At 27.1% G+C, this 22,274-nt stretch carries 19 protein-coding genes; 16 read left to right on the top strand and 3 right to left on the bottom strand.

Annotated features, from left to right (window positions below; genetic code table 11):
- Positions 1-49: 49 nt before the first annotated feature.
- From rfbA to B5E48_RS04840, 16 genes are all read left to right on the top strand, one after another.
- Positions 50-928, top strand: coding sequence for a glucose-1-phosphate thymidylyltransferase RfbA (gene rfbA / locus B5E48_RS04915; protein ID WP_087304270.1), 879 nt, complete (start codon positions 50-52; stop codon positions 926-928).
- Positions 928-1,506, top strand: a complete 579-nt coding sequence (rfbC, locus tag B5E48_RS04910) for a dTDP-4-dehydrorhamnose 3,5-epimerase (protein ID WP_087304269.1) — start codon at positions 928-930, stop codon at positions 1,504-1,506. The genes rfbA and rfbC overlap by 1 nt, the downstream gene beginning before the upstream one ends.
- The gene (gene rfbB / locus B5E48_RS04905) at positions 1,506-2,540 is read left to right on the top strand and encodes a dTDP-glucose 4,6-dehydratase (RefSeq protein ID WP_087304268.1); all 1,035 of its coding nucleotides are present in this window, start codon (positions 1,506-1,508) and stop codon (positions 2,538-2,540) included. Before rfbC ends, rfbB begins: the two co-directional genes overlap by 1 nt.
- An 83-nt stretch (positions 2,541-2,623) precedes the next feature.
- Positions 2,624-4,027 (top strand): MBOAT family O-acyltransferase, encoded by a 1,404-nt coding sequence (locus B5E48_RS04900; RefSeq protein ID WP_087304267.1) that lies wholly within the window; start codon positions 2,624-2,626, stop codon positions 4,025-4,027.
- Between the two features lie 14 nt (positions 4,028-4,041).
- Positions 4,042-5,139: an alginate O-acetyltransferase AlgX-related protein gene (locus tag B5E48_RS04895; protein ID WP_087304266.1), complete on the top strand. Its 1,098-nt coding sequence runs from the start codon at positions 4,042-4,044 to the stop codon at positions 5,137-5,139.
- 24 nt (positions 5,140-5,163) lie between these two features.
- The gene (gene rfbD, locus B5E48_RS04890) at positions 5,164-6,003 is read left to right on the top strand and encodes a dTDP-4-dehydrorhamnose reductase (RefSeq protein ID WP_087304265.1); all 840 of its coding nucleotides are present in this window, start codon (positions 5,164-5,166) and stop codon (positions 6,001-6,003) included.
- 229 nt (positions 6,004-6,232) lie between these two features.
- Positions 6,233-7,576, top strand: a complete 1,344-nt coding sequence (locus tag B5E48_RS04885; RefSeq protein ID WP_087304264.1) for an exopolysaccharide biosynthesis polyprenyl glycosylphosphotransferase — start codon at positions 6,233-6,235, stop codon at positions 7,574-7,576.
- A gap of 48 nt (positions 7,577-7,624) precedes the next feature.
- Complete coding sequence (gene cps2T / locus B5E48_RS04880) at positions 7,625-8,779, top strand: beta 1-4 rhamnosyltransferase Cps2T (RefSeq protein ID WP_087304263.1); 1,155 nt, start codon at positions 7,625-7,627, stop codon at positions 8,777-8,779.
- A complete protein-coding gene (locus B5E48_RS04875; RefSeq protein WP_158097257.1) occupies positions 8,772-10,121 on the top strand; it encodes a glycosyltransferase in 1,350 nt (449 codons plus the stop codon). Before cps2T ends, B5E48_RS04875 begins: the two co-directional genes overlap by 8 nt.
- Before the next feature lie 61 nt (positions 10,122-10,182).
- Positions 10,183-11,424, top strand: a complete 1,242-nt coding sequence (locus B5E48_RS04870) for an O-antigen ligase family protein (protein WP_087304261.1) — start codon at positions 10,183-10,185, stop codon at positions 11,422-11,424.
- A gap of 460 nt (positions 11,425-11,884) precedes the next feature.
- The gene (locus tag B5E48_RS04865; RefSeq protein ID WP_087304260.1) at positions 11,885-12,856 is read left to right on the top strand and encodes a glycosyltransferase family 2 protein; all 972 of its coding nucleotides are present in this window, start codon (positions 11,885-11,887) and stop codon (positions 12,854-12,856) included.
- Positions 12,857-12,968: 112 nt separating this feature from the next.
- Complete coding sequence (locus tag B5E48_RS04860) at positions 12,969-13,949, top strand: glycosyltransferase family 2 protein (protein ID WP_158097256.1); 981 nt, start codon at positions 12,969-12,971, stop codon at positions 13,947-13,949.
- A gap of 43 nt (positions 13,950-13,992) precedes the next feature.
- Entirely contained in the window at positions 13,993-15,492 is a 1,500-nt protein-coding gene (locus tag B5E48_RS04855; protein ID WP_087304258.1) for an MATE family efflux transporter, read from the top strand.
- A complete protein-coding gene (locus B5E48_RS04850) occupies positions 15,474-16,685 on the top strand; it encodes a hypothetical protein (RefSeq protein ID WP_087304257.1) in 1,212 nt (403 codons plus the stop codon). Before B5E48_RS04855 ends, B5E48_RS04850 begins: the two co-directional genes overlap by 19 nt.
- Positions 16,685-17,740: a polysaccharide pyruvyl transferase family protein gene (locus B5E48_RS04845; RefSeq protein ID WP_087304256.1), complete on the top strand. Its 1,056-nt coding sequence runs from the start codon at positions 16,685-16,687 to the stop codon at positions 17,738-17,740. The genes B5E48_RS04850 and B5E48_RS04845 overlap by 1 nt, the downstream gene beginning before the upstream one ends.
- Positions 17,733-18,686, top strand: a complete 954-nt coding sequence (locus tag B5E48_RS04840) for a nitroreductase family protein (RefSeq protein WP_087304255.1) — start codon at positions 17,733-17,735, stop codon at positions 18,684-18,686. The genes B5E48_RS04845 and B5E48_RS04840 overlap by 8 nt, the downstream gene beginning before the upstream one ends.
- A gap of 926 nt (positions 18,687-19,612) precedes the next feature.
- Here B5E48_RS04840 and tnpC read toward each other — a convergent pair.
- The 3 genes from tnpC to tnpA all read right to left on the bottom strand — a co-directional run bounded on the left by tnpC (position 19,613) and on the right by tnpA (position 22,016).
- A complete protein-coding gene (gene tnpC, locus B5E48_RS04835) occupies positions 19,613-21,259 on the bottom strand; it encodes an IS66 family transposase (protein ID WP_241146925.1) in 1,647 nt (548 codons plus the stop codon).
- A gap of 68 nt (positions 21,260-21,327) precedes the next feature.
- Complete coding sequence (gene tnpB / locus B5E48_RS04830; protein WP_087304254.1) at positions 21,328-21,684, bottom strand: IS66 family insertion sequence element accessory protein TnpB; 357 nt, start codon at positions 21,682-21,684, stop codon at positions 21,328-21,330.
- On the bottom strand, positions 21,681-22,016 hold the full coding sequence (tnpA, locus tag B5E48_RS04825) for an IS66 family insertion sequence element accessory protein TnpA (protein WP_087304253.1): 336 nt from the start codon (positions 22,014-22,016) through the stop codon (positions 21,681-21,683). Before tnpA ends, tnpB begins: the two co-directional genes overlap by 4 nt.
- Positions 22,017-22,274: the final 258 nt, after the last annotated feature.

Here is a 22,274-nt window from a genome sequence, read left to right as displayed (position 1 = left end):
GTAACGTCATGGTTTATATTTTATTTGTAGAAAACGGAGGAAAATGAATATGAAAGGAATTATTTTGGCAGGAGGAAGTGGGACAAGACTTTATCCTCTTACACAAGTGACAAGTAAACAATTATTACCTATTTATGACAAACCAATGATTTATTATCCATTAAGTATCTTGATGAATGCGGGGATTAAAGAAATCTTGATTATTTCTACTCCTGATGATACACCAAGATTTCAGGAGTTATTAGGAGATGGACATCAATTTGGAATTGAATTACAATATAAAGTACAACCTTCTCCTGATGGATTAGCTCAAGCATTTTTATTGGGTGAAGAATTTATTAATGGAGATAGCTGTGCTATGATTTTAGGAGATAACATTTTCCATGGTCATGGACTTACAAAACGCTTAAAACAGGCAGCATCTAAAACTTCTGGAGCGACTGTTTTTGGTTATTATGTGGATGATCCTGAAAGATTTGGGGTTGTTGAATTTGATGAAAATGGAAAAGCTATTTCTATTGAAGAAAAACCAGAACATCCAAAATCAAATTATGCTGTTACTGGTTTATATTTCTATGACAATAAAGTTGTAGAATATGCCAAACAGATTAAACCAAGTGATAGAGGAGAGTTGGAAATCACAGATTTAAATAAAATTTATTTAGAAAATGGTGATTTAGAAGTCACTTTATTAGGGCAAGGCTTTACATGGTTAGATACAGGAACACATGAATCATTAGTAGATGCAACAAACTTTGTAAAGACTGTAGAAACACATTCACATAGAAAGATTGCATGTCTAGAAGAAATTGCTTATCTAAATGGATGGATTTCAAAAGAAGAGTTAGAAAAAGCATGTGAACTTTATAAAAAGAATCAGTATGGAAAATATTTAAAAGATGTATTAGAAGGGAAGTATATTGATTAATGAAAGTTATTGAAACAAAAATACCAGGAGTTTTGATTATTGAAACAGATGTTTTTGGTGATCACAGAGGTTATTTTACAGAAACATATTCTAAACCAAAATACGAAAAGTTAGGAATCACAGTTGATTTTGTACAAGATAATATGTCATTTAGTGCACAAAAAGGAACATTAAGAGGATTACATTGGCAAAACCCTCCTTATGCACAATCAAAACTTGTATCTTGTACAAAAGGAAAAGTGATTGACGTTGCTGTGGATATTAGAAAAGGTAGTCCTACATATGGTGAATGGGTATCTGTTGAATTAAGTGCTGAAAATCATAGACAGTTCTTTATTCCACAGGGATTTGCTCATGGGTTCTTAACTTTAACAGATGATGTGGAATTTAGATATAAAGTGGATAATGTGTATAATAAAGAATCTGAAGGTGGTATGCGTTATGATGATCCTACTGTTCATGTGGATTGGGGAACATTATTAAATGGTATTGAACCTGTATTAAGTGAAAAAGATCAAACAGGACCAACTTTAGAAGAATCAAATAATCAATTTGTATATGAAGGAGAAGAAAAATAATGAAAATATTAGTCACAGGTGGAGCAGGATTTATTGGTGGAAACTTTGTTCATTATATGGTGAATAAATATCCTGAAGATATGATTGTGAATTTAGATTTATTAACTTATGCTGGTAACTTAGAAACATGTAAACCAGTAGAAGGAAAACCTAATTATAAGTTTGTCAAAGGTGATATTGCTGATAGAAAGTTTATCTTTGATTTATTTGAAAAAGAAAAGTTTGATGTTGTTGTGAACTTTGCAGCAGAATCACATGTTGATAGAAGTATTGAAGATCCTGAAAGTTTTGTCAGAACAAATGTTATGGGAACAACAACATTATTAGATGCATGTAATCAATATGGTATCAAAAGATATCATCAGGTATCGACTGATGAAGTCTATGGTGATTTGCCATTAGATAGACCAGACATGTTCTTTACAGAAGAAACACCATTACATACATCTAGTCCATATAGTTCATCTAAAGCAGCAGCAGATTTATTTGTACTAGCATACCATAGAACATATGGTTTACCAGTGACAATCAGCAGATGTTCTAATAACTATGGACCATATCATTTTCCAGAAAAACTTATTCCATTAATGATTTCAAGAGCGTTAGCTGATGAATCATTACCAGTTTATGGAACAGGAGAAAATGTCAGAGACTGGTTACATGTTTATGATCATTGTGTTGCTATTGATTTAATCATTAGAAAAGGAAGAGTTGGAGAAGTCTATAATGTAGGTGGACATAATGAAAGAACAAATCTTCAGGTTGTTAAAACAATCTTAAAAGCATTAGATAAACCAGAATCATTAATCAAGTATGTAGAAGATAGAAAAGGACATGATTTAAGATATGCGATTGATCCAACAAAATTGGAAACAGAACTTGGATGGAAACCAAAATATAATTTTGATACAGGAATTCAACAAACAATTCAATGGTATTTAGATAATAAGGAATGGTGGCAAAACATTCTTTCAGGAGAATATCAAAACTATTTCCAAAAAATGTATGTAGATAAAGGTAGAGTGGAAGAATAATTATTTTTATAAGGAAAAGAGGGTATTTAATCCCTCTTATCTTTTATGAATTATATCATGATTTTAATTTGGAGGGAGTTTAGATGGAGTTTAATTCTGTTCTATTTTTATTTGTATTTTTTCCATTAGTATTTATTAGCTATCAATTTGTCAAAGATAGCTTTAAAAATTTATGGCTATTATTGTTTAGTATGCTTTTTTATTCATGGACAAGTATGAAATGTTTAGCAATAATGCTTATTTTGACGATGATAAATTATTTGATTGGTTTATTTTTAAGCTCAAAATATAGAAAGATATTAGTTGTTTTGGGTATTTTAGTCAATGTAATGAGTCTTGGATATTTTAAATATACAAATTTCTTTATAGATAATATCAATAAATTATTTGGACAACAAATTGAGGCATTGGAAATATTGGTTCCATTAGGAATTTCATTTATTGTTTTTAAATCAATTTCATATTTATTAGATGTTTATTGGGGAAAAGTAGATGCGGAAAAGAATATTATCGATTTTTCACTATTTACTTTATTTTTTCCTCAAGTTTTATCAGGGCCAATTGTTAGATATATAGATATGAAAAATGAGTTAAAACATAGAAAAGAAAATATTGATGATATTAGATATGGAATTATGAGATTTGTTATTGGACTAGCCAAGAAAATATTTATAGCTAATAATCTAGGTATTCTAGTTGATTCAATATGGGCTATACCATCTAATGAATTGAGTACAATAGTGGCTTGGTTGGGAATGTTGGGTTATACACTACAGATTTATTATGATTTTTCTGGTTATAGCGATATGGCAGTAGGCTTAGCTAGTATGTTTGGTTTTCGTTTTAAAGAAAATTTTGATTATCCGTATTTATCAAAATCAATTACAGAATTTTGGAGAAGATGGCACATTTCATTATCTTCATGGTTTAAAGATTATATTTATATTCCTATAGGTGGTAATAGAACTGGAAATGTTTATTTTAACATTTTTGTAGTGTTTTTAATTACAGGAATATGGCATGGGAGTTCATGGCATTTTGTTCTATGGGGATTGTGGAATGGTTTGTTCAATATTTTAGAAAAATTTATTTCTACAAAAGGTTACAAAATGGGTACTGGTAATAAACTTCAAAAAATATGGAGTTGGATTTATACAATGATTGTAGTGAACATCGGATGGATTCTTTTTAGAGCTCCTGGATTAAGTAGTGCAGGTAAATATTTATTATCTGTTCTTAATATTAACTCTAATATAACCAGTGGATATAATTATTTATGGTATTTAGATGATTTTTATATTTTTATTTTTGTTTTAGGATTTTTGTTTTGTGTTCCATTTATTAAAAACAAATATAATGCTATAGCAAAACAAAATAGTACTGTGTCTCTTTTGCTAGAAAATGTAGCTATTTTATTGTTGCTAATTCTTTGCATAATAGGACTTGTATCATCTTCATATAGCTCATTTATTTATTTTAATTTTTAAGGAGGAGATTATATATGAAAAAAGCAATAAATTTTGTTTTGATAGTTGCGATGTTTATAATTCTATTTATTCCGTTATTTTATATAAATACTGTGAGTAATGCGATTTCATTAGCAGAAAACAGAACGCTTGCACAATTTCCTCATATATTTGATGAAAATGGTAATTATAATCATAACACAAAACCAGAATTTACAAGTTGGATTAATGATAATATAGGTTTTAGAGACCAAATGTTAAAATTTAATGCCGAATTTCAATATAAAGTATTTAATAGAATTTCAAGCAATAGTGTTATTTTAGGGAAAGAAGATTGGTTATTTTATAAGGGAGAAGGAAGCATTTCTATAAATGATTATCAGGCTAAATCGTTATTATCAGAAAATGAATTAGATATGATTTTAAAGAACGTTCAAGATTTAAATGATTGGTGCAATGAAAACAATATGGATTTTGTGTTGATGTTAATTCCAAATAAAGAATATATTTACAAGGAATATATACCCGATAGCATAGAAGAAATCAATGAGATAAAAAATATAGATTTAATAGTAAATTATATAAGAGAGAATAGTGATATTAAAGTTGTATATCCAAAAGAAATATTATTAGAAGGGAAAAATAATCATTCTGTCTTTTATAAATATGATACACATTGGAATCATTATGGTGCATATTTGGGATATGTTGATTTAATGAATACATTAAATATGTCTGTAAAATCTTTTGAATCGTACAATCCAAAAGAAGTATCTATAAATAGTGGTGATTTAGGAGGAATGGCAATACTTCAAGATGTATTAAAAAGTTATAAAGATTTACAGGTTTCAGATAGCAGTGAATGTATTTATGATGATCAAATGGGAAATGAATCATATCAAAAATATATAAACAATCAGGGTGAAAAAAATATCTTTTTTATGGGGGATTCTTTTAGAAATGCAATGAAACCTTATTTAAATGATACATTTAATCATTCAAATTACGTGCATAGATCCAGACAAAATTTTGATGATGCAGTTAGAGAAGATACAGATATATTTGTTTATCAAATGGTAGAACGATATGCAACAGGCCTTGTTAATCCCATTATAGATATGAATAATGAATAAATATATAAGAAAGGTAGTGAAAGTGTGAAAGTATTAGTAACTGGAGTTAAAGGACAATTAGGATATGACATTGTTAAAGAATGTCAATCAAGAAATATTGAGGCTATTGGTGTCGATATTGATGAAATGGATATCACAAATGCTTCGCAAGTTCATGATATTATTTGTAATGCACAGGTTGATGCAGTGATTCACTGCGCAGCATGGACAGCTGTAGATAAAGCAGAAGATGAAGTAGACATGTGTAGAAAAGTGAATAAGGATGGTACAGAAAACATTGCAAAAGTCTGTCAGCAATTAGATATTCCTCTTATGTATTTTTCTACTGATTATGTCTTTGATGGTCTAGGTGAAGAACCATGGCATGAATATGACAAAAGAAAACCTTTGAATGTTTATGGACAGACAAAATATGAAGGTGAATTAGTTGTTGAAAAATTGCCAAAGCATTTCATTATTCGTATTTCTTGGGTGTTTGGAGTCAATGGGAACAACTTTATTAAAACAATGTTACGTTTAGGAAAAGAAAGAGGAGAAGTCAGTGTTGTTGATGATCAGATTGGTTCACCAACATATACATATGATTTAGCTAAGTTATGTGTTGATATGATTCAAACGCAAGAATATGGAACATATCATGCAACAAATGAGGGGATCTGTTCATGGTATGAATTTGCTTGTGAAATTTTTAAACAGGCTAATATGAATGTCAAAGTCAATCCTGTAGACTCATCAGCTTTCCCAGTTAAAGCAACAAGACCAAAAAACAGTAGGATGTCTAAAAAAGAATTAGATAAACATGGTTTTAATAGATTACCTGCATGGCAGAATGCATTGAAAAGATATTTAAAGGAAATTTTATAAGGTATATAACAAAAAAGTTATATATCTTTTTTGTTATATATTGACAAAATGTTTCGGGGGGGGGGGAGGATAAATAAGTAAGATATCAAATAAATTAATGATAAAAATTGGAAATAGTATCTTTGATAAAAATGTTGACATTTTGGTTATATTGACATATTATGTTGATTACAAAAGGGAAAAATGATATACTGATTATATCTTAGTCATATAAAGGGAGAGGGAATATATGAAAGAAAATCTTTTTGCAGTATGTTTAATATGTATTGAGATAGCTTTCTTTTATTTACTTTATTATTTTGTCAATTTACCGTTATCTTTATATATTCAACTTGGCGTATTATGGCTAATTATTATGTTTGTAAGTAAACATTATAAAATTCAATCTACTCTTGTATGGGATGAAATTAGAAGTGATTTAAAAGCTTTTATATATTTTGTATTAATTGCTTTTGTTTTTGTATATCCAAAAACATATTTCTATTGGAAAATATTGGGAGTAGGTTTTTTTATGTCTATATTTGCTATTATTTTGAATAGAATGATACGTATTGTGTTTAGAAAACAGTTATCAAGGAAAACATTGATTATTGGGACAGGTAGTGAAGCATATCGTGTTGGGTGTATAGCCAATAATAATCGTTTTGCTTTGACTGAAGTATTGGGGTTTGTGAAAATCGATGATTCTATTGATGAAGAATTAAAAAAAGATTTGAGATATCCTATATATGATTATTATGAATTAAATGAATTATTGGATCAACATGTTGATCAAGTTATTATTGCATTGCCTGAGGCTTCTAAAGAGGAAATAGATGTCATTACAAGACATTTATTTGATAGAGTGCGTTATATTAAGATATTACCTCAATTAAATTTTACAATGACTTTTAATTCTAGAATTGATGATTTTGATGGAGAATTACTTATATCAACATCAAGAGGTAGATTAGGAATCTTTGGTAAAGTGTTAAAACGTATTATTGATGTTTGTGCAGGGTTGTGTGGTTGCTTGTTACTTATCCCATTAACTATATATGTTTCTAAAAAGAATAAGAAAAGCGGCGATACTGATCCAATTTTCTTTAAACAAAAGCGCATTGGTGAAAACGGAAAAGATATATATATTTATAAATATCGCTCAATGGTACCTAATGCTGAAAAAGTCTTAGAAGAATTAATGGAAAAAGATCCTGTTATTAGAGAAGAATATCTAACAAATAAAAAATTAGTTAATGATCCACGTATTACCGAAGTCGGACATTTTTTAAGAAAAACATCTTTAGATGAATTTCCACAGTTTATTAATGTCCTTAAAGGAGATATGAGTCTGGTTGGTCCAAGACCATATTTGCCTAGAGAAAAAGATGATATGGATATCTATTATCATTCTATTATCAAATGCAAACCTGGTATAACAGGAATGTGGCAAGCTAATGGTAGAAGTGATGTTGGTTTTATTGATAGATGTAAATTAGATGATTATTATTATAAAAACTGGAGTATTGGTTTAGATATTATTATTATTTATAAAACAATTAAGAGTGTGATTTATGGAAAAGGTGCTTTATAATATGTATCTATTTCGTAAAGTATGCTCATTTAGGAAAGGGAGATTATTTTGAAAGATATATTTATCATAGGTTCAAAAGGTATACCAGCAAATTATGGTGGTTTTGAAACTTTTGTCGATGAACTTGTTACAAGACAACAAAATAAAGATATTCAATATCATGTAGCATGTCTCAGTGACAATGATAAGGAAACTGAATATCATGGAGCACATTGTTTTAATGTTAAGGTTCCCAATATTGGTCCTGCAAAAGCTGTCTATTATGATGTTGCTGCACTAAAGTATTGTGTTCATTACATTCAACATAACCATATAGATAATGCTATTGTTTATATTCTTGCATGCAGAATTGGACCATTCGTTGGAAAATATGTCAGAAAACTTCATAAATTAAATTGTAAAGTTTATGTCAATCCTGATGGACATGAATGGAAACGAGCAAAATGGAATTACTTTATCAGAAAATACTGGAAACTATCAGAAAAGCTTATGGTCAAACATGCAGACTTATTGATTTGTGATTCTAAGAACATAGAAAAATATATTCAAGAAGATTATAAACAATATTCACCAAAAACAACATTCATTGCTTATGGAGCTGATACTTCTCAATCAGTTTTAAAGGATGATGATGAAAAACTATGGAATTGGTATAACGAAAAACAAGTGAGACCAAAAGAATATTATCTAGTTGTTGGAAGATTCGTGCCCGAAAACAACTATGAAACAATGATCAAAGAATACATGAAAAGTGATACAAATAAGGACTTTGTATTAATTACAAATGTAGAACAAAACAAGTTCTATGAAAGCTTGAAAAATGAAACACATTTTGATCAGGATAAAAGAATCAAGTTTGTCGGAACTGTCTATGATCAACAACTATTGAAGAAAATAAGAGAAAATGCCTATGGATATTTACATGGACATGAAGTAGGAGGAACAAATCCATCTTTACTAGAGGCACTAGCTACAACAGATTTAAATTTATTACTTGATGTAGGATTCAATAAAGAGGTAGGGGATGATGGAGCAGTTTATTGGAATAAAGAAAATGGTAATCTTTCTTCATTGATCAATAAATTAGAGAACATAGAACAATCTGAGCTTAAAGAATTATCAAGAAAAGCCAAGGAAAGAATAGACAATGAATATAGTTGGGATTTGATTGTCAGAAAGTATGAGGAGTTATGGAATGAATAACTTAAATATTCTACATTATACATTTGGTTTACCTCCCAAAGCTACTGGTGGATTACCTTTATATGTTAAAGATTTATCCGAATCACAAAAAAAAGCGGGCCATATTGTAAATATACTATTGCCAAAACAAAGAATTATTGGAAAAGATAAAATATATAAAAAAAATGGGATATATTATATAAATAACAGTTTACCAGTTTCTTCGGTTTTTGGAATGAAAAATCCAAATGATTATATGCGATCTTATTCTAAAGATGCTATATATAGTTTTCTAACATCAGTTCATCCTGATATCATACATATACATACATTGATGGGCTTACCTAAAGAATTTTTGGAGATAGCTAAAGATAAAAACATCAAGATCATATATACTACTCATGATTTCTATGGTCTATGTTTAAAATGTAATTTTATTGATGCAAATGGAAGAGTATGTGAAAATCATGATTGTGTAAAATGTACTAAATGTAATATGATAAATGGATTAGATAATAAAATTCCTTATTTAATAGCAACAAATTTCTACAGAAGATTTAAAAAAAATAAATTAATTAATTTTTTAAAAGTAAAATATCGCAATAGAAATATTGAATATGGGCATAGAAAAACTGTTGACAAACATAAAGTTACATCATTTGAAGTAAGCAAGTTCGAAGAACTACTATCTTACTATAGAACGATGTTTTCTATGATTGATAAATTTCATTTTAATAGTTCTTTAACAAAACAAGTTTTTGAAAGCTATTTATCAAATATTACAGGTAAAGTCATCTCTATTACATTGGAACATATAAAAGATTGTAGAAACTTGAAAAATAAAAAAATTGGTGACAAAATAATTTTTGGATATATAGGACGAACAGAGCCATATAAAGGTTTAGATATGCTGATGAATGCTTTAAAGAAAATTGACGATAAAGGTTATGATTTTGAGTGTTTGCTATATGGAGATGATTTCACACTTTATGATAATTTACTAAATGGAAAAATTAAAAATATGGGGATATATAAAAATAATGAGTTATTAAAAGTTTTTAATTCATTTGATGTATTAATTGTACCCAGTATTTGCAAGGAAACTTTTGGATTTATAGTTCTAGAGGCTTTATCATATGGAACTCCTGTAGTAGTTAGTGAAAATACTGGCAGTAAAGATCTAATTAAACACGATTTTGAAAAATATATAACTACTAATGATAGTATTATAGAAATTATATTAGAAATTATAAATAACTCTACGATAATAATAAAGTATAGCAACATGATAAAAAATATCGATATAGATTTTGATATTCACGAACACGAAAAAAAATTAACTGAACTATATTTAAATTTGTAAAAAATTAAATGGATATTCAAAATACTAGTAATGTTTTATCCATAAAGAGGAGGAAAATGGTTTGAAAAATAACTATATGGAATATATTGTGGCTTTATTTTATTCATTTCGACAAGCTGCAAAATTTTTATCAAAAAAATATTGGAATTTTTTGGGAGGTAATTTGGATTTGTTTTATATACCTGCTCTTTTCTATATAAACGATAATTATAAAGATAAAAAGAAAGTAATTCATATATTGAAGGTTATAAGTATTTTTATCATATATTCTATAATTCAAGTAATCTTTAATAAACACATATATATATTAAAATTAATAATTAATCTATTAAAAATATTTATATGCTATTTAGTTTTTTTATATGTTAAAGAAAACTACAAAAGGTTTAATTTATTTAAGATTACTCTATATACAACAATTATTATATTAATACTAACTTTATGTGCTTTTATTTTTAATAATTCTACATTTTTTTGGAGATTTAATGATGGGGTAAACTTATTCAGTTTAACTAGGTTGCAATTATTTTACTTAGAGCCTAGTGAGCTAGGTTTTCATTTAATGCCATTGATTTTTATTTTTGTGACAATTTTTCTAAAATCTAAAAGTTTAATAGTAAAAAATATCTCTGTTGTGTTTTTAGTTATTTTGTTAATTCCTCTTTATTTAGCAAAATCAATGGGAGCAATAGGTATTGGTTTGTTAAGTATTGTATTTATGGTGTTTTATGATTATTATCTTGAACCATCTATTTTTAAGAGAAACACAATTTTTATTTTGGTGATAGTAGGAATATTAACAATGTGGATTTTATATATTACCCATAATCCATTAATGGATAGATTAATATATACATTAAATGGAAATGATGGATCCAATAATTATAGAATAAGCGTAAGTTTAAATGTTTTAAAAGAAAGTTTTTTTGATTATAAAATGGTGGGTTGTGGTTTTGGAAATTTGCATACAGATTCATTCATTTCCAGATATACTTCACTAGGTCTAACTACAGTAGTTGTAAACTCGTTTATTTATTTCATTATTGAGACAGGAATATTTGGTATTTTAATAGTTGCTGGCATTATATTTATGCTTTATAAATATTCTTTAAAGAGCAAAAGCATCTTAAAATTTGGATTAACAACATTTATAGTATTTTATTCTTTTGTAGGAGGCCATTTCACAAGTGGTCTTACGTGGGCTTTTTATGGTTTAATAATTTCTGATTTAGATGATATACATATTTTGGATCAATGTAATTCTACAATTTTAAATATAAAAAATAGATTAAATATATTTTAATTATTTAAGTTTTTATTTCAATAGAAACCAAAAGAAACAATAAGAATGTGAAAGATTATTAGTTAATGTAAATTTTAAGATTAATAAAAATAAAAGGTACGAAATTTCAGTTAATTTTATGATGGAATAAAATGTTTAAAGTTGAGTTAGACATATGTTTTGACAATATTTAGAAAAAAATAATAAAAATTTGAGAGAGTATACTCGATTAGATAGTTTGAAACATAGAAGTACGGTGATATATATCATAGACTTACAAATAACTATATTTACGTTTTAAACACACTCTCATTAAGCATTATACTCAAAGTGCTAGAGATAATTACGCATGTTTAAAGTTTATATTTCGATATTTAGAATAAATATTTTTTAGATAAAAACACGAAAATCCATGAGATCAAAGATATTTTGGGCACCAATTATCACCGATTTTACAAGCAGAAAGGAATGATAAATTAATATGAAAAGTAATTATTTAGTAAGCATTGTTGTACCGATATATAATGTTGAAAAATATTTAGAACGTTGTCTCAATTCCCTAATTAATCAAACATATAAAAATATTGAGATACTTCTTATTAATGATGGATCTACAGATGAAAGTGAAAGTATATGTTTAAAATATATTAAAAAAGATTCTCGAATTAAATACTATAAAAAAGAGAATGGTGGATTATCTTCAGCACGTAACAAAGGAATTGCTGTTTCAATGGGTAAATATATATCTTTTATTGATTCAGATGATTATGTAAGAAATGACATGATTGAAACATTACTATATTATATGGTAAAAAATGATGCAGATATTGTTGAGTGTAACTACTATGAAGTAAGAATTAATGGTAAAATTACAGAAAAGAAAAAAAATTATGAAATAAAGTCATATAATAGTGGTGAAGCTATCAAATCATTGATAGATAACGAATCAATAACTCCAACTGCTTGGAATAAACTGTATAATCGTCAATTATTTAATAAAATAAAGTATACAGAGAATATCTTTCACGAAGATGAAGATATTATTATTAAATTGTTAATAGAATCTAAAAAAATCGTTTCAATTCCTGATTGTTTATACTTTTACATTACTAGAAATGGAAGTATTATTAATTCACCTTTGAAATTAAATCATTTTGATATAATTAAAATTATGCAAGATCGAATTCAGTTACTTAAGAATGAAGGAGTCGCGAGTGAATTAATTGATAAAACGAATGCAAGACTATCAAATATTTATAATGAGTTATATGCGAGAATTCTCCTTTCATTAGATGGCAAATTTGATAAAAAATTAGAATATATAAAAAATAAAAGGCATAAACAAATAAAAATGGTGTTATTAAGCAGTATTAAATTAAATAGGAAAATTCGATGTTTGATTTTTTATTTGATGCCTAAAATATCATATAAAATAACGATTAGAAGAAGATAAAAATTTATAAAATATATATTTTCATTTTTTAAAAAAAAAGTATTCAAATTCAACCTAGAAAATAATTTTTTAGATTACATATAAAGTTAATTGATTAGAGATGGAGAGATTTATGGATAAGATATCAGTTATTGTACCAATATATAATGTGGAAAAATATTTAGATAGATGTATTGAGTCATTAATAAACCAGAATTATAATAATCTAGAAATTATATTAATAAATGATGGATCAAGTGATTCAAGTAAAAATATTTGTCTAAATTGGAAAAATAAAAGTTCCAAAATAAAATATATAGAAAAAACAAATGGTGGACTATCTAGCGCAAGAAATGCCGGTTTGGATGTTGCAGATGGAAAATATATTTTATTTGTAGATAGTGATGATTACATAGAAAAAGATGCAATAAATACATTAATTAATAATATTGGAGAATATGATTGGTTAATATTTAATTATAATGAAATAAGATTATCACGCATGATAAAAAAATCTCAATTTCCAGAAGGAACATATAATATTTCTGATTTTAATGAAAAACTCAATTATATGCTGAACTGTTTCTTTAATAGAAAACATGGATGGGAAGCCTGGAATCGTTTATATAAAAGAAGTATTATAGAAGATAATAAATTGAGGTTTTATGATAACAAAATTATATTTGCTGAAGACATTGAATTTAATCTTCGCTATTTATATTATTGCAATGATATAAAAATTATTAAAGATACATTATATAATTATATAATTCGTGGTGACTCTATAATGGGTAAGAATAGATATACGAATAAATTAAATGAATTTACAAATTTGTCAAAAAATATATTTAATTTTTATTCAAAATATGAACAAAAATTATATCTTGAAAATTTTTATCTAATACACTTTGGCATAATTAGAACAGAATTACAAAGGATTTATCATAATAATCCATCAAATATAAAAAAATTTATTTTGAGCATAGAAGATTACGACTTTTTTAAAAATAATATAAATAAATTAGTAATTCACCTAATTAAAGTGAAAAAATATTACGGTATAAAAAATGTGATTTTAGTTATACTCACAAAGATAAAAAAATACTGTATTTGACTAGTTTTATGATATATCATCTCATAGAGAAAGAGGAAAAAAAATGAAGCAAAAAAAACAGACATTTATAAATTTAACTTCGACGATTATATCATTTTTAGTAACATTTTTTATTAGTTTTTTTCTTACACCAAGAATTTCAAATGTACTTCCAGGATCATATGGTTATGTAAAATTAGCAAATGATTTTGTTTCATACATTTCTATTATAACAATTGCTTTAAATTCAATGGCAAGCAGATTTATCACAATTGAATATAAGAGAGGGAATAAAGAGAAATCATCAAGCTATTATTCATCAGTATTTTATGCAAATATTTTTATATGCCTTATCTTATTAATTATTTCAATATTTGTGGTTATTAATTTAGAAAAATTAATTTCGGTTGAAAACTCATTGGTACCTGAAATAAAGAAATTATTTTTTGCAACTTTTATTGGTTTCATACTTGGTATTTTCGGGAGTACGTATTCCATTTTTACATTTGTTATTAACAGATTGGATATTAAGGCATATATTGATATTATATGTAATTCTGTAAGGATTATAATGGTCATTTTCTTCTTTTTTATAAAAGTTCCAAAAATATCTTATTTAGGCTATATAACAGTATTCATATCTTTTTTAACATTAATAATCCAGTTTTTTCTTAGTAGAAAATATCTACCAGATTTAACAATTAAAAGAGAATTATTTAAAATAAGAAGAGCATGTGAAATGATTAAATCAGGTATTTGGAATTCAATTGTTAAGTTAAGTCAAATTTTATTAGATGGTTTAGATTTAATAATATCAAATATATTTATATCTGCCAACGCAATGAATATTATGGCCTTTGCTAAGACATTACCTAGCTTTGTTGGTAATATGATTGTTACTATTGCAGGCGTATTTATTCCTAAAATGTTAGACAACTATGCACAAAAAAATAAAAAAGATTTATTTGAGCAGTCGTATCTTTATATGTTATATCTGTCGATATTTACGTCAATTTTTATTGGCGGACTAATAATATATTCTTTAGACTTTTATAAATTGTGGTTACCTGGTGAAAATATTAAGTTAATTACGATTATTACTATCATTAACATTATACCGTATATAATTTCATCTCCATTAAATATTGTGTTTAACTATTTCACGATATACAATCAGGTGAAGAAACAATCTATGGCTTTTTTGATTTCAGGTATCGCAAATACAATTATAGTATTTGTTACATTGGAAAATACAAAATTCGGGATTTATACAATTGCAGTTATTCCATCTGCTATATCAATATTAAGAAATATTATATATATTATTCCTGCAATAAAGAAAATGACACAATGTGATTATGGATTACTTATAAAACCTATTATTTACTGCACAATGAGCAGTTTTGCTTTTATGATTATTGGGTTGTTTTTAAAACAATATATCGTAATAAATAGTTGGGAAACATTAATATTATTAGCAAGTATAAATACGATGATATATTTAATGTTTATTTTTATACTTATTTATATTAAAAGGAGAAAAAAATGTCAAAAATTAGTTTAAAGTCAATTAGAGTTAATAAAAATTATATTGAATATGAATATGATAAATCAAAAGATTTAATGGATTACATTGATGATAATATACCTTTTTTTGTTGAGTATCAGACTGATATTAATTTTAAAGAAGTTCCTAACTCAATACTAGCAATTCCGTTTTTATTAAATTTTTTACCATTAGCATTAGTTACTGGTTCAAAAATTTATATTGATGAGATTGATCAAGATTTATACAATTCTCTACCAAATATGATTAATGAAATATGTAAAATATTTCCTGATGCAAACTTAAAATGTGACTATGTTTTTAAAAAAATATGCAAAAATAATTATTTACCTTCATCAAATTGTTGTGTTCTTTTTTCTGGTGGTGTAGATGCCATAACTACAGTAATAAGACATAAGGAAGAAAAACCTATTCTATTTAATGTGTGGGGTGCAGATATTAAGTTAGATGATAAAGAAAATCATAAATATATTGAAAAAAATTGTATTGATTTTGCAAATAAATTAAATTTGAATTTTGCAACTATCAAAAGTAGTTTAAGATACCATTTTAAAGAACCATTATTAAGTAAAATTTTTTATGATAGAATAAAAGAGACATGGTGGCAAGGAATGCAACACAGTATAGGGTTATTGTCATTACTAGCACCATATAATTATTTGATGCATACGCACACAAATTATATAGCTTCATCATTTACTTTAGATGATTATAGAAACAATATGAGAAGTTTATCTTATCCATTTGTAGATGAGAAATTTGTTGTTGGAAATACTAAAACTGTTCATGATGGATTTGAATTAAGTAGGCAGCAAAAAATTGATTATATAACAAGTAAAATAAAAGACATTAATTTAAATGTATGTTATTATCCTAAAGAAGGAAAAAATTGTAATCATTGTGAAAAATGTTATAGAACTATTATGGGAATTATTGCAACGAAAAACGACCCTAATAGATATGGGTTTATTGTTGACAAAGAGTTAATGGAGGAAATAAGGCTATTTTTGAAAAAAAATGTATTCACAGATGGTGTGTCTGTAGATTGGAAATTAACGCAAGATAGGTATAAAAAAGAAATAGACTTTTGGGAGAAGGCTGGTTTTGGATGGTTTATTAACGCAAAGTTTAAAACAGTTAAATTTAAAAAATTAAGAAAACTTTATAACAAGATAAGGAGATTAATTTAATGAAAATAGGAATATTGACAGTACATGATAGTATAGTAAATTATGGATCATTTCTACAAGCTGTTTCATTATATGAATTTCTTGAAAATGAAGGACATACTGCATATTTTATATATAAAGATAGTAAAGAATCTTTGCTAAAAAAATATTATTATAACAATCATCGAAATCCTATAAAAAAAATTAATACATACTTAACAGAATCATCAAAATTGAAAAAAAAATATAATTTGTTTTATAAAGAGTGGAAAAATTATAGATTATTGTATTATCAAGATATTCAAATATTAGATCTAGTTGTTTGTGGTAGTGATGAATTATGGAATATAAGAAACAAAGATGTTTATGATAATTATTATTATGGAGAATTTGTTCAAAGTATGCCCAAAATAGCTTATGCGATTAGTATAGGAGATTCCTCTAAAATAGATTTTATTAATAATAAAGATAAAGTAAAATTAATTAAAGAATTTAATTCCATTTCAGCCAGGGATATAAATACTAGTAATACTTTACAGGAATTCAATATTATAACAGCTGAGAATGTTTGTGATCCTACTGTTTTAAGAATACAATCTTTTTATAAGAATGTTACACCATGTACTGGTGAATATATTTTGGTATACTCATACGGATTTGATAAAAGAATCAGCAAACTAATAAAGAAATTTGCAACTAAGAATAATCTAAAAATAATTTCTCCACTAATGGATTGTTCTATAGCATCAGAGGTTCCTTATGTTTCTTGCTTAGAGTTTTTATCATTAATAAAAGGTGCAAAATATGTTATAACTTCAACTTTTCATGGAGCTCTGTTATCAGCGTTATTGAATGTAAATGTATCTGTCTATTGCACAAAATCTAAAACAAAAGAAATATTAAATAAATATAGATTAGCCCATAAAGAAATAACACTTAATATGAGTGACGAAGAATTTAAAGAAGTGTTAAATCGTCCAATAGACTATATAATAACTAATAAATATATTAATGAAGATAGAATTAAATCTCAAAAAATTCTAAGAAAGCAATTGGAGGAGATAACTCATGGTTAAAAGAATTTTAAACAAAATATTAGCTACTATAGTTCCTTTATCTGTTCACTACAATAATGAACGGTTAAGATTTTTAAAATACTCAATAATGAAGAAAGCTCAATCTGATAAAAATTATATTTTAACTAATTTAGCTATTCTTACACATGATATTGAGAAGGGAATGTCTTTAAAAAATCCTAGGAAAGGCTTCGGAAAGAAAAAAATTGAACAAATAATGCTTTTGTTAGATTTGTATTATAGAAAATACAAAGATAATAATTTTATAATTGAAAATGCCAATAAAATACTATTAACTTATTATGAAAATAAAGAATTATATAAATTTGATGAAGAGTTGTGTAAAAAATGTTTAGAGTTTACAAAATCAAATGAAAGTGATCTTGGAACTATAACTAAAAGCACTATAAATACAAAATTTACAAACTTTAGTGATTTTGCAAAAAGTAGACATAGTGTTAGATATTTCTTAGATAAGAGCATTGATATTGAATGTATAAGTAAAATTGTTGACATAGCTAAAAGTGCACCGAGTGCTTGCAACAGACAAAGTGTGCGAGTGATTGCGATAATAGACGATTCAAAAATCAATAAGATTTTGGAATTACATGGAGGAGCAAAGGGGTTTGAAAACTGTAAGGTATTATTTTTAATAACATCTATTATATCTAAATACACATATCAAGGTGAAACATCAACTCCATATATAGATGGTGGTATTTTTGAAATGAATTTATTATATGCTATGCATTCAGAAGGAGTTGGAAGTTGTCCTTTAATATGGAATGATAATGATGGCCGAGATAAAGCTTTAAGAGAAATTATTAGTATAAATGAAAATGAAATAGTAACAGGACTGATAGTTGGAGGTTATTATACAGATTACATAAAATATGCTGTATCAAAAAGATTGCCGACAAGTGAGATTCTAACTATAATTAAATAAAAAGAATATATAACCTGCCTTTAGAGGTTCTTGTATAAAATGTGTTGCGCGAAATGAATGGTAGTAAAAAGAAAGTTGTGTAATGAATATTCCGGGGTAACAGGGTTTATCCTCATATTTGCGTATATATTGTAGAATTCAATTTAATGGTAATTTAAAATCTGGTGTTGTGGATTCTAAAAAGTTTTAAAGTTCACACGTTGTGGTTTTGAAAAAAACTTTAAAGTAATTACGTTGTATTGATGAAACGACCTAAAGAGGCTCTGTGTCAAGAGTGGAGGATAAAGGAATAACTATTGAAAAATAGGAGTTCCTTTTTTTCTATCTTTGTAAGTGAAAGTGGTAAGCGTCAAATAATAAAGCCCTATAAATAATGCTGAAGAAACACTATAATAGGACTGTAATTATTTATTAGATTTCAGTTCATGACTAAAAGATCGTATTTCTACGATTTTTGAATATTCCACTCACCCTGACCAACTATTCCGATCAGATTGACCATGTATTCCGATAGGCCTGATCAAGAATCTATTTTATGATAATTCCGATGGCTGAGATCAATGATTCCGATAAAACTGATCAATTAAAATCCTGATTAGTTAATTAATAAGGTAATCTAAAATAACATGGGGTTTTGGGGTTTTAGATTCTAAATTAATACGGGAGGAACTACCTTCCCGTTTTTTAATACCTATAGTCGAGAATTTAGCATGTTTAATAGTAAGCGTAAAATGAAAAAGCCCTATTATCAATCAACGACATTGATTATAATTAGAGCTGTAATAAATTGACAATTTATATATGTATGAATTACAGTGAATATTTCACTTTAAAAATCGAATAGTATTACTTGTTTGATGGTAAGCGCCAAATAATAAAGTGTATTTAAAAAAGTCGATTAAACTGATAAGATAATGAAGATCAATTTAGTCGACTTTTATTTCAAATTCCTCTTTTATTTCTTCACTCCATGGTAAGAACCAATCTATTTTCTCTGGATGTTCAATTAAATCTTGTTGTGGTAAATAATCGAGGATAAATTCTATATAGCCATATGGATCCAGCTTGTTGGCTTTAGCTGTTTCGATTAGACTATATATTGCTGCACTTGCTTCGGCCCCTTTTGTTGATGTTGAAAATAACCAATTTTTTCTTCCAACTGTAAACGGTCTGATTGTTCGTTCATCTAATGAATTGGTCATTGGTATTAGACCATCTTCTAAAAATGTGCGCAATCCTCCCTCATAATTTAAGGCATATTGTATTGCCTTTCCTGTTTTTGACCCTGATAATACTTTATTTTGATTATCAGTGCACCATAAAAAGAAGTCATCTACTAATGGCTTTGATTTTTCCTGACGTATTTTTATCTTTTGCTCAGGTGTTAATGTCTCAATCTCTTTTTCTATCACAAATAGTTTAGCTATTTTTTCAAGCGCTATATTTGCTAGGCTACCTGATGTACTTTTCATATCTACTGGCAATGCATCATAGAACTTTCTTCTGGCATGTGCCCAACAGTATGCATTCGTTATGCCTTCTATATGGTTATATCCATAATATCCATCCGTAATGATGGTCCCATTAAATCCTTTCAAGAATTGCTGTGGATTCGTCGCTTTTCTATCAGGCTTATATTCAAATATTTTAATAGGTCGTTGACTTTCTTTGATATTTGAATATACCCACATATACGATTTAGAAGTCGCTTTCTTTCTTGGTTCATTCAACACTTGAACCGGTGTTTCATCACAATGTATATGTGATTCCTGTACCATCATTTCATGCATCCTATTCACTATAGGAATGAAATATTCCTTAGCGGCAATGATAATCCAGTTGGCCATTGTTGTTCTAGATAGTTCTAGTCCTAATCGTTTCCATTCTGATTCTTGTCTATATAACGGCATATGATTAACATATTTATCTATGATGACTTGTGACAGTACACTTGGTGATGTAAATGAATGTGGAATAACCGGCTTAGGTGTTCCTGCTTTAAACATTACACCTTTGCCTTTTTTTCTACAGCTACGACATTCATAGGTTTTTCTATAAATATCTTTTACATATAATTTTGCTGGTTCATAAACGACTTCATGTCTTACAAATTCTTCACCTACATAAGATAATTTAAAACCACATTCATCGCATATTCTTTCTCCTTCATCAATATCATAAACTTTTTTGACATGTTTAAGATTGTCCAATTTAATGTCGAGTGTACCTTTCTGTTTCTTTTTGGCTCTGGTATATGAAATATCTTCAAGCAGCTCTGGTTCACATTCATTTTCTGTTTCATCAAAAAGAGAAAGTTGATCTTTAGGATATGACATTTTCTCACTTTTAGTACCAAATAACTTTCTCTTTAAATAAGTATTTTCTTCACGTAAAAGATCATTATTATTTTTTAAATATTCATTGTCAGACTTTAGACTATCAATAGTATTGTTTAAAGATGCAATGATAGTATCTTGAGATGCAATCGTAGCTTTTAATTCCTCAATAGACTGTGATAGATCAGTGATTAATAAAGCTAAATCTTCAGCTGTATTTATTGTAGAATTCGCCATCAAAAGCACCTCCATTTCATGATTTTATTATACCACAAATAGGCATATACTTCTATGAAATGAAGGATTTACAATACAACTTGTGGATAACTCTTTTTAATGGTTTTAGGTTGTTCAATAGACAGTCCTTCAAGTAACCATCTGAATTGTTGAGGTGTGATTTCTCGAGCTTCAGATTCATTTCTGGGCCATTTGAATTTCCCATTTTCAAGTCTTTTATAAAGCAAGACAAATCCATCACCTTCCCAATACAGCGCCTTCATGATTCTTGAATTTCTTCCACAAAAAAGGAATACAGAATTAGAAAAGGGATCAAGATTAAAATTGTGTTGAACAATGGCAGATAAACCATCGATTTGTTTACGCATATCTGTATAGCCAACAGCTATGTAGATATGTTCAGCTTTTGAAATATCTCCAATCATAATAATGATTTCAAAAGAGGTTCAACAGATGAATAGGGAGTATTGGAATCAAGTTCTATTTTAATACCACCTTTGATAATCAATATTCTTTCATTATGACACTCCTGTTTGTCAACAGGGATAAAAGCAACCTCATTTTTAAGTTCAGTTTCATTGTTTATATGATCACACAAAATCATTTTAATCTTTTGCTGATATCTGTAATAAGTTGATACCTTAATATTGTTTCTTTCGCAAAAATCTTGAACAGACAAATCACTCTCTTTACATTCCTTGATTTTCAAATACCAGAACTTATATTTTTCATTTTGGGTTAATTCATGGATTGTCATATAGTCTCTCTTCCTTTCTTTATAATTCTTAGAGAATATAAAAACTATAATATAGTTTTGGTAGTCTCCATATTCCATATTATAGTTCATTGAGTTCTATATTTTTATCCACTATTTTATTTGGCGCTTACGTTTGATGTCGTCATCACACCTGTGTGATGACGATTTTTCTTTTATTTTTGTTTTTCTTTGTAAGCACTAAATAATAAAGTCTATTTGTAAAGTTGATTGAATTGATAAGATAGATCCTATAATTTA

Source organism: Massilimicrobiota sp. An105, assembly GCF_002161155.1.
Taxonomy (GTDB): domain Bacteria; phylum Bacillota_I; class Bacilli_A; order Erysipelotrichales; family Coprobacillaceae; genus Allocoprobacillus; species Allocoprobacillus merdigallinarum.
The sequence above is the reverse complement of the archived record's forward strand: the minus strand, read 5'-3'. Positions and strand labels throughout refer to the sequence as shown.

Bases quoted from the DNA above. Each gene is read 5' to 3' on its own strand.
- B5E48_RS04855 (WP_087304258.1), top strand. From the start codon at position 13,993: ATGAAGCAAAAAAAACAGACATTTATAAATTTAACTTCGACGATTATA.
- B5E48_RS04885 (WP_087304264.1), top strand. From the start codon at position 6,233: ATGAAAGAAAATCTTTTTGCAGTATGTTTAATATGTATTGAGATAGCT.
- rfbC (WP_087304269.1), top strand. From the start codon at position 928: ATGAAAGTTATTGAAACAAAAATACCAGGAGTTTTGATTATTGAAACA.
- B5E48_RS04895 (WP_087304266.1), top strand. From the start codon at position 4,042: ATGAAAAAAGCAATAAATTTTGTTTTGATAGTTGCGATGTTTATAATT.
- B5E48_RS04865 (WP_087304260.1), top strand. From the start codon at position 11,885: ATGAAAAGTAATTATTTAGTAAGCATTGTTGTACCGATATATAATGTT.
- rfbB (WP_087304268.1), top strand. From the start codon at position 1,506: ATGAAAATATTAGTCACAGGTGGAGCAGGATTTATTGGTGGAAACTTT.
- B5E48_RS04900 (WP_087304267.1), top strand. From the start codon at position 2,624: ATGGAGTTTAATTCTGTTCTATTTTTATTTGTATTTTTTCCATTAGTA.
- B5E48_RS04850 (WP_087304257.1), top strand. From the start codon at position 15,474: ATGTCAAAAATTAGTTTAAAGTCAATTAGAGTTAATAAAAATTATATT.
- tnpC (WP_241146925.1), bottom strand. From the start codon at position 21,259: ATGGCGAATTCTACAATAAATACAGCTGAAGATTTAGCTTTATTAATC.
- rfbA (WP_087304270.1), top strand. From the start codon at position 50: ATGAAAGGAATTATTTTGGCAGGAGGAAGTGGGACAAGACTTTATCCT.
- B5E48_RS04860 (WP_158097256.1), top strand. From the start codon at position 12,969: ATGGATAAGATATCAGTTATTGTACCAATATATAATGTGGAAAAATAT.
- B5E48_RS04840 (WP_087304255.1), top strand. From the start codon at position 17,733: ATGGTTAAAAGAATTTTAAACAAAATATTAGCTACTATAGTTCCTTTA.
- tnpA (WP_087304253.1), bottom strand. From the start codon at position 22,016: ATGACAATCCATGAATTAACCCAAAATGAAAAATATAAGTTCTGGTAT.
- B5E48_RS04845 (WP_087304256.1), top strand. From the start codon at position 16,685: ATGAAAATAGGAATATTGACAGTACATGATAGTATAGTAAATTATGGA.
- tnpB (WP_087304254.1), bottom strand. From the start codon at position 21,684: ATGATTGGAGATATTTCAAAAGCTGAACATATCTACATAGCTGTTGGC.
- B5E48_RS04875 (WP_158097257.1), top strand. From the start codon at position 8,772: ATGAATAACTTAAATATTCTACATTATACATTTGGTTTACCTCCCAAA.